This window comes from Corynebacterium kroppenstedtii DSM 44385 (assembly GCF_000023145.1).
In the GTDB taxonomy this organism is placed as follows: Bacteria; Actinomycetota; Actinomycetes; order Mycobacteriales; family Mycobacteriaceae; genus Corynebacterium; species Corynebacterium kroppenstedtii.
The window spans coordinates 2,080,816-2,096,102 of record NC_012704.1 but is presented as its reverse complement, the minus strand read 5'-3'; the positions used below and the strand labels follow the sequence as shown (position 1 = coordinate 2,096,102).

At 57.2% G+C, this 15,287-nt stretch carries 15 protein-coding genes; 11 read left to right on the top strand and 4 right to left on the bottom strand.

From position 1 onward, the window contains the following. Positions 1-5 precede the first annotated feature (5 nt). From rplO to arcA, 8 genes are all read left to right on the top strand, one after another. On the top strand, positions 6-455 hold the full coding sequence (gene rplO, locus CKROP_RS08835; RefSeq protein ID WP_012732399.1) for a 50S ribosomal protein L15: 450 nt from the start codon (positions 6-8) through the stop codon (positions 453-455). 277 nt (positions 456-732) lie between these two features. Beyond that, positions 733-2,061, top strand: coding sequence for a preprotein translocase subunit SecY (gene secY / locus CKROP_RS08830; RefSeq protein WP_012732398.1), 1,329 nt, complete (start codon positions 733-735; stop codon positions 2,059-2,061). Position 2,062: 1 nt separating this feature from the next. Then, positions 2,063-2,617, top strand: coding sequence for an adenylate kinase (locus CKROP_RS08825; RefSeq protein WP_012732397.1), 555 nt, complete (start codon positions 2,063-2,065; stop codon positions 2,615-2,617). Positions 2,618-2,972: 355 nt separating this feature from the next. Further along, the gene (locus CKROP_RS11360; protein ID WP_012732396.1) at positions 2,973-4,112 is read left to right on the top strand and encodes an ABC transporter substrate-binding protein; all 1,140 of its coding nucleotides are present in this window, start codon (positions 2,973-2,975) and stop codon (positions 4,110-4,112) included. Positions 4,113-4,115: 3 nt separating this feature from the next. After that, positions 4,116-5,147, top strand: a complete 1,032-nt coding sequence (locus tag CKROP_RS11355) for a FecCD family ABC transporter permease (protein ID WP_012732395.1) — start codon at positions 4,116-4,118, stop codon at positions 5,145-5,147. Beyond that, positions 5,147-5,965: an ABC transporter ATP-binding protein gene (locus CKROP_RS08810; RefSeq protein WP_012732394.1), complete on the top strand. Its 819-nt coding sequence runs from the start codon at positions 5,147-5,149 to the stop codon at positions 5,963-5,965. The genes CKROP_RS11355 and CKROP_RS08810 overlap by 1 nt, the downstream gene beginning before the upstream one ends. Before the next feature lie 101 nt (positions 5,966-6,066). Continuing rightward, on the top strand, positions 6,067-6,912 hold the full coding sequence (gene map, locus CKROP_RS08805) for a type I methionyl aminopeptidase (protein ID WP_012732393.1): 846 nt from the start codon (positions 6,067-6,069) through the stop codon (positions 6,910-6,912). A 170-nt stretch (positions 6,913-7,082) separates the two neighbouring features. Continuing rightward, on the top strand, positions 7,083-8,357 hold the full coding sequence (gene arcA, locus CKROP_RS08800) for an arginine deiminase (RefSeq protein ID WP_012732392.1): 1,275 nt from the start codon (positions 7,083-7,085) through the stop codon (positions 8,355-8,357). A gap of 4 nt (positions 8,358-8,361) precedes the next feature. On the opposite strand, the gene CKROP_RS08795 is transcribed toward arcA, so the two are convergent. The 4 genes from CKROP_RS08795 to CKROP_RS08780 form a co-directional block, all read right to left on the bottom strand. Then, positions 8,362-8,916, bottom strand: a complete 555-nt coding sequence (locus CKROP_RS08795; RefSeq protein ID WP_012732391.1) for a sugar O-acetyltransferase — start codon at positions 8,914-8,916, stop codon at positions 8,362-8,364. Between the two features lie 137 nt (positions 8,917-9,053). Then, positions 9,054-9,926, bottom strand: coding sequence for a PRD domain-containing protein (locus tag CKROP_RS08790; RefSeq protein WP_012732390.1), 873 nt, complete (start codon positions 9,924-9,926; stop codon positions 9,054-9,056). Positions 9,927-9,992: 66 nt separating this feature from the next. Next, the gene (locus CKROP_RS08785) at positions 9,993-11,432 is read right to left on the bottom strand and encodes a glycoside hydrolase family 1 protein (RefSeq protein ID WP_012732389.1); all 1,440 of its coding nucleotides are present in this window, start codon (positions 11,430-11,432) and stop codon (positions 9,993-9,995) included. A 75-nt stretch (positions 11,433-11,507) separates the two neighbouring features. Beyond that, a complete protein-coding gene (locus tag CKROP_RS08780) occupies positions 11,508-13,535 on the bottom strand; it encodes a beta-glucoside-specific PTS transporter subunit IIABC (protein WP_041628913.1) in 2,028 nt (675 codons plus the stop codon). 473 nt (positions 13,536-14,008) lie between these two features. Here CKROP_RS08780 and infA point away from each other — a divergent pair, with 473 nt between their 5' ends. The 3 genes from infA to rpsK all read left to right on the top strand — a co-directional run bounded on the left by infA (position 14,009) and on the right by rpsK (position 15,282). Then, positions 14,009-14,230 carry a translation initiation factor IF-1 gene (gene infA / locus CKROP_RS08775; RefSeq protein WP_012732387.1) on the top strand — a complete coding sequence of 74 codons (222 nt, stop codon included), beginning with the start codon at positions 14,009-14,011 and terminating at the stop codon, positions 14,228-14,230. A gap of 275 nt (positions 14,231-14,505) precedes the next feature. After that, positions 14,506-14,874: a 30S ribosomal protein S13 gene (gene rpsM / locus CKROP_RS08770; protein ID WP_012732386.1), complete on the top strand. Its 369-nt coding sequence runs from the start codon at positions 14,506-14,508 to the stop codon at positions 14,872-14,874. 3 nt (positions 14,875-14,877) lie between these two features. Continuing rightward, positions 14,878-15,282, top strand: coding sequence for a 30S ribosomal protein S11 (gene rpsK, locus CKROP_RS08765; RefSeq protein WP_012732385.1), 405 nt, complete (start codon positions 14,878-14,880; stop codon positions 15,280-15,282). The last annotated feature ends 5 nt before the right edge of the window (positions 15,283-15,287 follow it).

Below are 15,287 nucleotides of genomic sequence, written 5' to 3'. Positions count from 1 at the left end.
AAAGTATGAGCGAACCCATCAAACTTCATGACCTGCGCCCAGCGAAGGGCGCGAACAAGCCCAAGACCCGCGTCGGCCGCGGTGAGGCATCGAAAGGTAAGACCGCTGGTCGCGGTACGAAGGGCACCAAGGCACGCAAGCAGGTCTCTGCTGCGTTCGAAGGTGGCCAGATGCCAATCCACATGCGTCTGCCTAAGTTGAAGGGCTTCAAGAACCCCAACAAGGTCACCTACCAGGTGGTTAACGTTGCGGACCTGCAGAAGCATTTCGAAAACGGTGGCAACGTCACCATCGCCGACCTCGTCTCTGCCGGCCTGGTCCGCGCAAAGCAGCCGGTCAAGGTTCTTGGCGACGGCGAGATCACCGCGTCGGTGAACATCACCGCAACAAAGTTCTCGGCTTCTGCCAAGCAGAAGATCGAGGCTGCCGGTGGATCCGTCACCGAAACCAAGTAATAACGCGACCATCATCGCTGGGCCCCGGCCCGTGGCTGTTCGTGACAAACCACATGTGGCGTCGTAACGGAAATCACAGTCAACGCAGCCGGACAGGCCTGAACCGATAGAAAAACAGGGCGGCCTTCACCTGAGTAGGTGAAAGGGTCGCCCCTTTTCGCTCGAACAGGCCTTTTCCTAGTCCGAACGGATAGGCCTTCACCTGCCGGTGCTGCTAGAGTGTGTTAGTCGTTGGCCTGCGCCTAAAAATTTATGCCTTACTGTCTCAGGAGGATATGTGTCCGCTTTCCTCTCGGTATTCCGGGACCCTGACCTTCGCAAGAAGATCTTGTTCACCATAACAATGATCATCTTGTACAGGATCGGTTCCCAAATTCCCACACCAGGAGTCGATTACTCGAGTATTAGTGATCGCTTACATGATCTGAACCAAGATCAAAGCTCCGTATACTCGATGATCAACCTGTTCTCGGGCGGGGCGCTCCTTCAACTATCGATCTTCGCCATCGGCATCATGCCGTACATTACGGCGTCGATTATTGTTCAGTTGCTCACCGTGGTGATTCCGAAGTTCGAGCAGTTGAAGAAGGAAGGCCAGTCCGGTCAGGCCAAAATGACCGAATACACCCGCTATCTGACAGTAGGGTTGGCCCTCCTCCAGTCCGCCGGCATCGTTGCCCTGGCCGACCGCCAGCAACTGTTGGGTGAAGGCGTCCAGGTCCTGGACTCCAACGTCGGCACCTTCGGCGTCACCATGATGGTTCTCGTCATGACGGCCGGTGCGGTGCTCGTTATGTGGCTCGGTGAACTCATCACGGATAAGGGCATCGGCAACGGCATGTCACTGCTCATTTTCGCCGGTATCGCCACAAGGCTTCCTGCCGACGGTGCCGCCATCCTCCGTGGCTCCGGCGGGCTGGCTTTCGCCCTCGTCGTCGTGGGTGTCCTCATCCTGGTCATCGGCGTGATCTTCATCGAGCAAGGGCAGCGACGCATCCCCGTGCAGTACGCCAAGCGCATGGTCGGGCGTCGGCAATATGGTGAAACATCCACGTACCTGCCGTTGAAGGTGAACCAGGCAGGTGTTATCCCGGTCATCTTTGCGTCGTCACTGATTTATGTGCCGGTTCTGATTACGCAGATCGTGAACTCGTCGCAGACGAACGTGAAGAACAACTGGTGGCAGCGGGACGTGATCCAGTACCTGCAGAACCCAGCCAGCTGGCAGTACATCATCCTGTACTTCGCGCTCATCATTTTCTTCAGCTTCTTCTACGTGTCCATCCAGTACGACCCGTACGAGCAGGCGGACAACATGAAGAAATACGGCGGCTTCATTCCTGGTGTTCGCCCGGGCCGGCCGACAGCGGAGTATCTTGGGTATGTAATGAATCGTCTGCTGTTCGTCGGTTCGCTCTATCTCGGTGTTATCGCCGTGTTGCCGAACATCTTGATCGACATGGGTATTTCCTCGTCCGGAGGAACCCACGGTTCGCTTCCGTTCGGTGGTACCGCGATCCTGATTCTCGTGAGCGTCGGCCTGACAACAGTTCAGCAGATCGAATCACAATTGATGCAGAGCAACTACGAAGGGTTCTTGAAGTAATATGCGCCTCGTTCTACTTGGCCCTCCCGGTGCTGGTAAAGGCACCCAGGCAGCCATTCTTTCCGACAAACTCGGCGTCCCCCACGTGTCCACCGGCGACTTGTTCCGGGAAAACATCGGTAACAACACCGAATTAGGCCAGGAAGCAAAAAGCTACATCGACGCCGGAAAGCTCGTGCCGACGTCCGTCACCGTCAACATGGTGAAGGATCGGCTCAGCCAGGACGATGCTGCCGACGGATTCCTCCTCGACGGATTCCCCCGGACCGTGGAACAGGGCGATGAACTCAAGAACATCCTTGACGGCTTGGGGACCAAGCTCGACGCGGTTCTTCAGTTCGACGTGTCCGAAGACGTCGTTGTGGAACGCATGTTGGCCCGTGGTCGTGCGGATGACACCGAAGAAGTGATCCGTACCCGACTCAAGGTGTACCGCGACGAAACCGCGCCGCTGCTGGAGTACTACAAGGACTCCATTATCCGCATCGTGGCTGAAGGATCCGTTGAAGACATCAACGAGCGGACTATGGAAGCGCTCAAGGCGTTGGATTCATAAAATCTAAAGCTCGCCCGTTGGCGTGCACATTATTTAGCGTTGTTTCCTTTCCGACGCTACCGCCCCCGGCACAGGGGGCTTTTTTCATGCCTTTTTCTCCTCCGGGGTGTATTAGCGGTTAGCCACGGGGTCAAATCCTCCAGGATTCTGTCCGCACCGCCTTTCCACCATGCGGACATATTTCGTCGTATAACCCTTTAAGAACGTGGGTTTCATCAAAAACGTGGGCAAAAAGTGAACCCCATACATAAATTTGCCTATGGTATTCACTTTTATCTTTACTCCTTTTACTTATAAAACCTCATATGCTAATTTAGGGTGCGCTAATCCCATTGACTCATTTGAGGTTTGATTTATGCGAAAAATACTCGCAGCTCTCGCTGCCGTTGCGCTTCTCGCGACCGGATGCAGCTCGACATCCGACAACAGCAGCAGCTCAAGTAACGACGCGGTCACCATTCAAGATGTTGACGGCCGCACCGTGAAGCTCGACCACAAGCCCGAGCGCGTCGTCCTCGGTGAAGGCCGCGCGCTGATGGCTCTGGCCACCTTGAACAAGGACAACCCGACCGAGAATGTCGTGGCTATCGCCAGCGACGCCAAGAAGCAGTCCCCGAGCTTCTGGAAGAAGATCACGGAGGCCAAGCCCGACATCAACAAGATCCCTGACATGGGCTCAATCCTCTCCGGCGATACCACCGTCGAGAAGATCGTCTCTTACAACCCCGACATCTTGATCATGCCGATCGACGTCAAGACCAGGGCTAAAGTCGCCGGCTACACCGACAAACTCGACCAAGCCGGCGTGAAGTACGCGTTCATTGACTTCCGCTCGGATCCGGCCAAGAACACCAAGGCCTCCATGACCACCCTCGGCCAGATCTTCGGCTACGAAGACAAAGCCAAGGAGTACAACGACTTCTACGACAGCATGGAAAAGAAGGTCACCGACGCCGTCAGCGGCAAGGACAAGACCCCGTCGTTCCTCTGGCGTGCCGCAGGTCTGAAGGACTGCTGCGCAACCGTCGGCAATTGGAACCTCGGTGAGTTCATCCCCACCGCTGGTGGAAAGAACCTGGGCCAGCAAGTCCTTGGGGATAAAGAGAGTGGTGACCTCGCCCCCGAAAAGGTCCTGGAGCTGAACCCGAACGTTGTCATCGCGACCGGTGGTGAGTGGGCGAAGGAACCCGGTAAGACCTACCAGGTCCCTAATGCCGAAGTTGGATATGGCACCGACGAGGACACCGCGAAGGCTACCCGCGACGGCCTGCTCAAGACCCCGGGCTTCGACGCTCTCAAGGCTGGCCAGGACGGTCACCTCTACACCATTTGGCACCAGTTCTACACAAGCCCGTGGAACATTTTCGCGATCGAGCAGTTTGCCAAGTGGATGCACCCCGATGAGATGAAGGATATTGACCCGACGGCCGACTTCAAGAAGTTCCACGAAGACTGGCTGCCCTACTCCTACTCTGGAACGTTCTTCACCTCGTAAATTATGGACATCATCAAAGACTATAAGCGGCGGGCGCTCCGAAACTGGATCATTATCGGAGCCCTTGTCGTACTGACAGCCTGCTGCTTCGTGTGGGCCAACATGGTTGGTTCCTTTAACTACAGTGCCGAAACTGTGGTGAAGGCCATCTTCACTCCCGACGCTGTCGATAACCAGATCCACACCGTGATCTGGCGTTTGCGCCTCCCCATGTCGGTGATGGCGCTTCTGGTCGGTGTTGCTCTGGCGATGGCCGGCGCGCAAATGCAGACCATCTTGGATAACCCGCTGGCCGAGCCTTTCACCCTGGGCATTTCCGCCGCGGCGGCCTTTGGTGGTGCTGCCAGCATTGTGTTGGGGTGGACCGTCATTCCTCAGGCTCAGTTCAACTTGGCGTTCATCGCCTGGATCTGCGCGGTTCTGGCGTCGTTAATTATTGCTGGTGTGGCTACCGTCCGCGGCGGTAGTAACCAGACGATGATTCTGCTGGGCATTGCTCTGGTTTTCCTATTTCAGGCCATGCTCGCGTTGATGCAGTACATGGCCACGGTGGAGGCCCTCCAACAGATTGTGTTCTGGACCATGGGCTCGATGACGCGCGCGACGTGGATCGGTAACGGCATTCTGGCTGCCGTCGTTGTGCTGTGCATCCCGTTCTTCGTCATCAACGGGTGGAAGCTGACAGCTCTCCGGCTGGGTGAAGCGCGGGCCGAGGCGATGGGGATTAATGTCCCCCGCCTGAGGATCACCACCATGCTCGTGGTCTCGGTTCTGGCTGCCACCGCCGTTGCATTCAGCGGCATCATCGGGTTCGTCGGCCTGGTCGGCCCCCACATTGCTCGCCTGATTGTCGGGGAAGATCAGCGCTACTTCCTGCCGGCGTCAATGGCGGTCGGTGGCCTGGTGATGGTCGCCGCCCACGTCGGCTCGCAGATCGTCAATCCCGGCATAGCAATCCCGATCGGCATTGTGACCTCGCTGATCGGCGTGCCCTTCTTCCTGGCCATCATCCTGGGACGGAGGCGAGCTCTCTAATGGCAGTACAGCTCCAGATCGACGACCTCCACGTCGCCTATGGCAAACATGTTGTTATCGACGGCATGCACCTGGAACTTCAGACGGCCCCCGAAACCTATGTGGTGGGGCTCCTCGGGCCCAATGGTTGTGGTAAATCCACGCTGATTAAATCGATCATGCGCAAGGTGGCCAATATCTCCGTCAAAGTTGATGGTGATGAGGTCAAGAGAGGTTCCGTCGGCTATGTTCCGCAGGACTTGCCGACGAGTGCTACTCTGTCGGCTTTCGAATCTGTCGTGGTCTCGGCGCGAGGGTCGAAGACGCTTCTCTCTGGCCACGATGTGATGGAATCGGCCGTGGAGGCCATGCGCCGGTTGGGTGTTGATCACCTTGCGCACCAGAACTTGGCTGAGCTTTCTGGTGGTCAGCGGCAGCTGGTCGCGGTCGCTCAGGCTTTGGTGCGTCGCCCGCGTGTTCTTCTCTTGGATGAGCCGACGAGTGCTCTGGATCTTCGCCACCAGATTTCGCTGCTCAAAGTGGTGCGGGATTATGCGGCAAGTACGGACTGCCTCGTGCTCGTTGCCATCCACGATCTCAACTTGGCGGCCCGCTACTGCGACCACATTGTCGCCCTCAAGGACGGCTTGCCGCACAGCCAGGGTGAACCGCCACGAGTCATTACCCGCGGGATGATTACCGACGTGTATGGAGTGGGTGCAACGGTGCTTGACCACGCCGGTTGTCCTGTGGTTTCCCCGTGGGTGGACCCGACGATGCTTGCCGACGGGGACGACGCCGCCGACGGGGCCGACGCAGAGGGATTCGTCGACAATTAGGCGCTCATCGTGCCGTCCCGGTGTTGTCCCGGTGTTGCCCCCGTGGCGCTTATCCGCCGCGGTGTGACGCACGTATTCACTCGAGTATTACAGTGGAGCTCATGTCATTCCGCCGTCGGAAGAAGAAAATCCCAGCCAAAACACCGGATGAGCTCGACCAGATGGAACGCGCCGGCGCAATCGTCGGCAATGCTCTCGTCGCCGTGAAGAACGCGGCCAAACCGGGAGTGAGTTTGCTTGAGCTCAACGCGGTCGCCGAAAGCGTTATCCGTGACGCAGGTGCCATCCCCACCTTCTTGGGTTATGGGGGATTCCCCGCGTCCATCTGTGCGTCGCGCAACGATGTCGTTGTCCACGGAATCCCCACTTCCGACGAGGTACTGGAAGAAGGGGACTACATCTCTATCGACTGCGGTGCGACGTTGAACGGCTGGGTCGGCGACAGCGCCTGGTCATTCGGCATTGGTAAAGACGGTGCGTTGCAAGGCGACGAGTTGCCCGACGACCCCGAATCCCCCGCGGGCGGCTCGCTCCGTTCCCTGGATAAAGCGACCCAGGACGTGCTTGCCGCGGGTATTCGCGCCATGGTCCCGGGAGCCCGGCTGACCGACGTATCCCATGCTCTGGAAATAGCCACGCGCGACGCTGAAAAGAAATACGGCGTGCAATTGGGAATTGTCGACGGCTATGGCGGGCACGGAATTGGCCACGAAATGCACGAGGACCCCTACTTGGCGAATGAGGGGCCGGCAGGCCGCGGGCCGCTGATCCAAGAGGGATCCGTGCTGGCGATCGAGCCGATGCTGATCTTAGGCACCTACGACACTGCCGTTCTCGACGACGACTGGACAGTGATCACTACCGACGGAACGTGGTCTTCGCACTGGGAACACACAGTGGCGGCGACGGCCGACGGACCACGCATTTTGACGCCACGGCCGGAGTAGATTCGTCGGGATAACCCCCGGCGGAATAGAGCGCCCGTGATTGACCGTGGCGCACCCATACAAGTGGGCACACTGAAAGAGGACCGAAGGCTGAGAGCCCCTGACAGACCTGGTGTCTGAATCAGCCTTTGGCCGAGCAGAGTCTGTGCCCGCGGAGGAGGAAACCCCCTATGTCCTCGCTTTTTTCATCACCTACGGACGGAAAACCAACAATCGGCGCATGGTCGGAAGTCGGTACGCTTCGTGAGGTCCTGGTATGCGCGCCGGGCCTTGCCCATCAGCGGCTGACACCGAGGAACTGCCACGACCTCCTTTTCGACGAGATGCTGTGGGTCGATCGTGCCCGCCACGACCACCACGACTTTGTCCAACAGATGCAAGACCGCGGCGTCACTGTTTTGGAACTCCACGATCTGCTGCGGGAAACCGTGGAGATCGATGAGGCCAGGGAGTGGATTCTGGAGCGCTGGTTGACGCCGAACTCGGTGGGCCTGGGGCTGGCCGAGGAACTCCGCGGGTGGTTTTCGTCGTTACCCTCGGAGAGACTGGCCACCCTGTTAATCGGTGGTCTTGCGTTTACGGACCTGCCGAAGGAATTTAACAGGTCGGTGACCAGCGCGCTGTTTGGGCACCGTGGCGAGCTGGAGTTTATTCTGCCACCGCTGCCGAATACCCAGTTCACGCGGGATACGACGGCCTGGATTTATGGTGGCGTGTCGATCAACCCGATGCATTGGGCGGTCCGCGAGCGCGAGACGATCCTCCTGACCGCGATTTATCGTTTCCATCCGCGCTTTGTGTCGCGGGATTTCACTGTGTGGTACGGCAATCCCGACGAGAAGAACGCGCTGGCCACTCTTGAGGGCGGCGACATTATGCCGTTGGGGTCGGGCATTGTGCTCATCGGCATGGGGGAGCGGTCGTCGTGGCAGGCGATTTCGCAGCTCGCGCGGAGTTTGTTCCTCCAGGGTGCGGCGGAGCGGATCATCGTGGCGGAGATGGCCCCAGCCCGCGCCAGTATGCACTTGGATACGGTCTTTACTTTCTGTGACCGGGATGTCGCGACGGCGTTTATGAATGTGGTGGAGGCGATTCGGCCATTCACCCTGCTGCCGTCGGATAAGCCACGGGGTTTCCAGATTTACCGCGAGGAGCGGTCATTTATTGACACCGTGACCAGCGCTTTGGGGCTGGATGAGCTTCGCATCGTGCCGACGGGTGGCGAGGCTTTCGCCGCCGAGCGCGAGCAGTGGGACGACGGCAATAACGTGGTGGCCCTGGAGCCGGGGGTTGTAATGGGATACGACAGGAACGTGCACACCAACGCCCTCCTGCGCGAAGCCGGCGTCGAAGTGCTGACGATCAATTCCGCGGAGCTCGGCAGAGGGCGAGGCGGAGGACATTGCATGACCTGCCCAATTCTGCGTGACCCCGTGGAGTACTAGACGGTTATATTTCGCGTTTGACGCGAGCTGGGTTCCCTGCAGCGAACGTGTGCGAGGGGATATCTCGTGTGACGACGGAACCCGCGCCGATGACGACATTGTCGCCGATGGTGACATTGGGACAGACGATGACGCCGCCACCGAGCCACACGTTGTCGCCGATGGTGATCGGACCAGCACTTTCGACGCCGGCTTTGCGCGCGTCGTGATCCTCCATGGGGTGAAGCGGAGTGAGCAATTGACAACGCGGGCCGATTTGAACGTGATCACCCAGCGTGATGGGGGCGGGGTCCAGGAACACGGCGTCAAAGTTGATGAAGCACCCATCGCCGATGGTGATGTTGAAGCCGTAATCGCACCAAAACGGGTGCTGGATAAATGACTTCCCGAAGCTTTTGAACAGGTTGCTGTAGAGGCCGTGGCGCTGCTTGATGTCGAGCAGACTTTGGTCATTTATTTCGGCGAGTTTGCGCAAACAGTCGAAGTGGGCCTGGACGAGTTCAGGGTCGCTGGCGTCATAATCCTGCCCGGCGATCATCTTTTCGCGGTTGGTTGTCATGGGCTCTCACCTCGTCGTTGTGCGTGGATATGTTTTGTGAGCGCGGGTTTTCGTGTGGCTGTTTCCGCACTAGTGGAGGCCAGTGTAGCCGGGTATATCGCTCAGCATTGCCACTCGGTCATGGGGGCATGGGGAATTCAGGGATGAGCGTGGCCAATTTCCACGCTGAGCCGAGCGACATGGAGTGCGAGGTACGCTCGTTCATCGTCGGTAAGCTCTGTGTCCAGCCGCAATTCCAGGACGCTGGCCAGCCGGTCCGCGCATAACACCGCGTCGGGGTGTGACTGTCCAAGGCTGTCGCGAAGAACTGACATTCCCTCGTTGAGCTGATTGCCATTGCGGACGCGGACGAAGAAATAACGCATGTGGGTGATGAACCGGGCTGCGTTGACGGACTTTCGATCCATCGTTATCCCCAGCGAAGAGTCCACGATGTCGAAAAGCTGAGAGAACAGCCCGGTCATGGTGTAGGTATCGCTGAGGTCATCGGTATGGAAAGCTGCGTTAACCAGATGCAGGGTGATTGCGGTGGCCTCGGCATGGGGGAGTGGAGGTTGGCGCCGACGAGCTAACCACGCGTTAGTTTCAGCGAGCATTCGCTCGGCGACGCGGTATTCGTCGGGGTATAAATGCCGAACTTCGGCTTCCAACGGGTGGCCGTCATTCGCGTGTGCGTCGGCTAGCCCCTGCCTTGTGACCGACATCTGAATGTGATCCGCCAGGGCAATGACCGTGGCTGATTCCGGATGCGGAACGAGGGAACCCGCCACCCCATCGACCAGATTGGTGGCGAGGTCCACGTAGTCCAGGTTCAGCGACGCCAGCAGACTACCCATGTTATCGACGTTGCGGCCGTGTTCGGGGACAAAAACTTGCTTCACATTCGACTTATCGACGGGCTGCCCGGCTTTCTTCCCGAACCCCAGACCCCACCCGGTGAGAACAACCTCCCCGCCGTCGTCGCGCGTGGCCAGCACGACGTTGTTGTTCAGTACCCTTACGATTTTCACGGTAGCTCCTGCACCTGGCGTGCTTTATTTCCTCAGTGGACCTGTCTCCTTAGCGGTGCTGTCGTTTTATTGTTTGAGGCTCTCACCATTGGTTGCAATGACGTTCTTATACCAATCAAAGGAATCTTTGCGGTACCGCTGTAATGAGCCCGAACCGTCGGAATTGAGATCGACATAAATAAATCCATACCGTTTGCGAATCTCGGCAGTGGACGCAGAAATCAGATCAATACAACCCCAAGACGTATATCCCATGACGGGAATGTCATCTTTAATCGCTTCCTCGACCTGGACGAGGTGGTCGTTCATGTAGTCGATGCGGTACTGATCATGAACCGTTTTTCCATCAGGAGCGGAAGGATCATCGACTAGTTTATCGACGGCACCGAGGCCGTTTTCCACAATGAACAGCGGTTTGTGCCAGCGGTCCCACATTGAGTTCAGCGCGTAACGCAGGCCTTCGGGGTCGATAGCCCAGCCCCATTCGCTGACTTCCAGCTCAGGATTGACGACGCCACCCATGATGTTGCCTTCGCCGCGTTCAGCGTTGGGGTCAGCGCTTTCCGCCACTGACATGTAATAAGAGAAGGACACGAAATCGACCGTGTTGTTCTTCATGACGTCGAAATCGTCGTCGGTGGTGTTCAGCGTGATGTTGTTTTCCCTAAACAGGCGCTTAAGTGTGTGCGGGTATTCGCCGAAGACGTGGATATCGCCGAAGCACGCGTCGAGTTGCGTCTCGTACTGGGCTTTTAAGGCGTCGGCAGGCTTGGGGGTCAGCGGGTAGCGGGGAATGCTGAGCACCATGCAGCCGATCTGGTTATTCGGATCGATCTCATGCCCGGCCTTCGTGGCCCGCGCGGAGGCCACCAAAATGTTGTGAACGGCCTGGTAGATATCGGTATCGGGGACATCCTCGCGGGAGGCTTCGATGGCTCCACCGATGAATGGCTGGTGCAGGATGGAATTGACCTCATTGAAAGTGAGCCAGTACTTTACGCGGCCCTTGTATCGGTTGAAAACAGTCCGCGCATACTTTTCATAGAAGTCAATGAGCTGGCGGTTCTTCCATCCACCATAGGAGCGCGCCAGGTTGAGGGGCGTTTCGTAATGGGAAAGAGTGATTAAAGGCTCGATGCCGTGCTTTTCTAATTCGTCGAGGACCTTGTCGTAGAAAGCGAGCCCTTCTTCGTTTGGCGTATCGTCATCGCCGTTAGGAAAAATGCGAGACCATGCGATAGAGAAACGAAAGACTTTAAACCCCATTTCGGCGAACAGAGCAATATCGTCGACATAACGATGATAAAAATCAATCGCATTGAGTTTGAGATTATCGTCGGTAGGTTCCTTGGTAGGAGGCGCCAGCAAGCCCTGCGGCAGGACATCTTGAATGGATAGTCCTTTGCCACCTTCGTTATATGCGCCTTCAATTTGGTTAGCAGCCGTGGCCCCTCCCCATAGGAAATCTTTGGGAAAAGCGGATTGGTTTTCGTGGGATAGAGACATGTGTTTTCCTTTCGATGCTGGGTCTCAAAGGTGTGCGTGTTTTGTTTTTACTGCTGCGGTCATTCCGCCGTCGGCCTACGGCGTGACGGTAAACAACACATCGTGGCTCACGGAACGACCAGCGGAAACGTCGAGTGAAACGTCGGCAAGCTTTCGTGAATTAGTGACCACAACCACCGTCGTGTCGTCGTAGCCGGATTCGGTGATGGCCCCGAGATCTGCCGTTCCCAAAGGCTGCCCGGTTGTCACATGGTCCCCCCTCGACACGGATGTCGTGAAACCTTCACCGTTCATTTTTACCGTATCGACGCCGACGTGAATAAGAACCTCGACGCCCGAGGCCGACCGGATCCCGTATGCGTGACCTGAACGCGGAGCAGCAATCACGGTCCCCTCCATCGGAGAAGTAATGACGCCGGACGACGGCTTGATGCCAACGCCTGTTCCCATCGCGCCCGAGGCGAACACTTTGTCCGGAACATCTTTGAGGTCAATGACAGTTCCTTCTATGGGGGAGACCACTGCTGCCGACGCTCCAACGTCGGTAGTGGAGGACTCTGCGGAAGCTGTAGGAGAAACTGTGGAGCCCGGGTGCTCCGTCGGATCTGTTTCGTGCTTATCCGAGTGAGTTGGTTGTGCAGTAGATCCCTGCGCGACCGGCTGTGGTTCATTTCCGGGGACAGCGCTGGTCTGCTCGAATTTTTTCTCAGCGTACGGAATAAGGAGCCAGCTCGTGATGAAAGCAATCGTGATTGCTGTTCCGGAACCGATGAACTGCGCCGTAAATGAACCGATGCTCGTAGTAGCGGGTAAAGCCAACAAGGAGGGGAACACATAGGTGCTCAATGCATTCTTTCCCTGCGCGATGATGGCTCCACCGATTGCGCCACCGACACAACCTGCATAGAAGGGGTATTTCAACGGCAAGTTCACGCCGTAGATGATTGGCTCAGTGACCCCCGCAAGGAAACCCGAAATTGTTCCGGCCCCTGCTACTTTTTTACGCGCGGAGTTTTTAGAGCGAATCCAGACTGCGGCCGCTGCAGCTGCTTGGGCGAGTACTGCTGCCATGAGTGGTGCACCCATTATTATCCGACCATCGACCGCAAGCTCATTGAGGAAAATCGGCTGGAAAGCCCAATGCAACCCGAAAATAACCAGGACCTGCCAAAATGCGCCCATAATGGCCCCGCCAACCCATGGAACGGTCTGGAAAACACCATTCACGCCCTGGGCGATGATTTCCGACAACCACGCCATCGCGGGACCGATGGTGAGCAGCGTCAATGGCACCATGACAGCCACAACAAGGAGTGGGGTAAAGAAGTTGCGGATCGCGCCGGGGAGAGTCCTCTCCAACCAGTGCTGAAGATAGGCCGCTATCCATACCGCAACGATGGGGGCCAAAACAGACGACGTGTACGTCGCCGTTTTTAGTGGAATGCCCAAGAAGTGCACGTCGTCCCGGGTCCCGATTTCGACAATGGCCGGATACACCAACGGGGCAACCGTAGCCATCGCGATGAATATGTCGGCCTTGAACTTTCGGGCTGCGGTGACAGCCAGGAATAAGGGGAGGAAGTAGAAGAAGCCGTCGAATGCAGCGTTGAACACGCGATACGTGTCGGAGCTCTCCGAGAGCACATCCAAGGTTGTAAACAAGGTCAAAAAGGCCTTGCCAAGACCCAACCCTGCTAGGCACCAGACGATGGGGCTAAACAACGCAGAGATGAGATCCATGAAGGCGTTGACCGGGTTTTTCTTTCCGGAGTCATCGTCATCGATCTCTGCGGCGGAGCCGTCGGTGTCACTCGGGTCAGTATCTCCCTTGACGCCTTTTGCCTGCATGTTGGGTTGTGCAATTACTGCTTGGTACGCAAGTGGAACTTCATTGCCGACGACGACCTGATGCTGACCGCCGGCAACAACCAATGTCACGACACCAGGTGCGGCTTCGACGGCGCGCTTGTCTACTTTCTCGGCATCGCGGATCTTGAAGCGGAGCCGTGTCGCACAGTGGGTGACGCTTCGGATGTTGCCGGGTCCGCCGAGTGCTGGAATAACGTGCTCGGCTAGAGGCACAAAATCAGTTTTTGTGACCATGATTGTCCTTCCGCATGGTGTTTCCTTCTGTAAGGTGCTTCTTCTTTCGCGCATGAAAAAAGACCCGAGACGGGCTACAACGCGTCGACGTTGCATACGTCTCAGGTCTTGCCCCCAATATCCCCTGGGGTAACAATCCTGTGGATCTATGCCTCTAGAGTGCCACACGCCTCACATTGTCACAAGCATTGTGTTGTAGAACACAAAAATTACCCTCTTTGTTTTGCTTGAGCAGTATCTCCGTTTGATGGCGGGCTCCTCGGCGGGACTTGGGGGAGAGATCATGACGAACGTCCCCTGAACTAGACGTTTTCGCAGGTGATGTGTATTATTTCTGAACGGTGTCTTTCAACGACATGAGAGACGCTGAAATCTGCCTCGTCAGTCGGTTTAAAAAGGCCTGACAAGGCGGTTTTACCTGCATAAACGTAGTCAACCAGATGCTTGCCGAAGCATCGGGAAACGTGGAGGATATGGCCAAGAAGGAAGGCGCCATCGAGGTCGAAGGCCGCATTGTCGAGCCTTTGCCCAACGCGATGTTCCGTGTAGAGCTGGACAACGGGCACAAGGTGCTCGCTCACATTTCCGGCAAAATGCGGCAACACTACATCCGTATTCTTCCCGAGGACCGCGTCGTGGTGGAGCTGTCTCCCTATGACCTGTCCCGTGGACGTATCGTCTACCGCTACAAGTAAGCAGATTTAGACCTATCAGCCTCCTCATCTCCGTAGGGCGGTAGAGCTTCCGCGGCCCGCAATTCAGCGGCCACCGCACAGTTCGAAAGACAATTGCCTGGTTAACAGCGTGTTTAACCAGCTTGTTTCCGCCCCACGAAACAGCCTCTGGCCACGGTGGCCGGAGCCTTGTCACAAGCTTCAATGCGCTACTCGGCGCCGACCGAGCACCATTGACCAATCGTCAAGGACGAATGGGGAGAAAACCACCGTGACAACCGGAAGGATTTTGCCATATGGCACGCCTTGCAGGAGTTGACCTCCCGCGCAACAAGCGCATGGAAGTCGCTCTTACTTATATCTATGGCATTGGACCAACCAGTGCTAAGCAGCTTCTTGAGAAGACAGAAATCTCTCCTGACCTGCGCACCGACGCTCTGACCGACGATCAGGTCGCGAAGCTTCGTGACGCTATCGAGGCCGAGTACACCGTCGAAGGTGACCTCCGCCGCCAGGTTCAAGCTGACATCCGTCGGAAGATCGAAATCGGCAGCTACCAGGGTCTCCGCCACCGTCGTGGCCTGCCCGTTCGCGGTCAGCGCACCAAGACGAACGCTCGTACCCGTAAAGGCCCGAAGAAGACGATCGCAGGAAAGAAGAAGTAATTTATGCCTCCGAAGACTCGTTCCGGCGCACGCCGTTCTGGCCGTCGCGTCGTCAAGAAGAATGTGGCCAACGGCCACGCCTACATCAAGTCCACTTTCAACAACACCATCGTGTCCATCACGGACCCCAACGGTGCTGTTATCTCTTGGGCTTCCTCCGGACACGTCGGGTTCAAAGGATCCCGTAAGTCCACCCCCTTCGCCGCACAGATGGCCGCAGAATCCGCAGCTCGCAAGGCTCAGGAGCACGGCCTGAAGAAGGTTGAAGTTTTCGTCAAGGGCCCGGGGTCAGGTCGCGAGACCGCCATCCGTTCCCTGCAAGCAGCCGGCTTGGAAGTCAATTCCATCTCCGACGTCACGCCTCAGCCGCACAACGGCTGCCGTCCGCCGAAGCGTCGCCGCGTTTAAGGGAA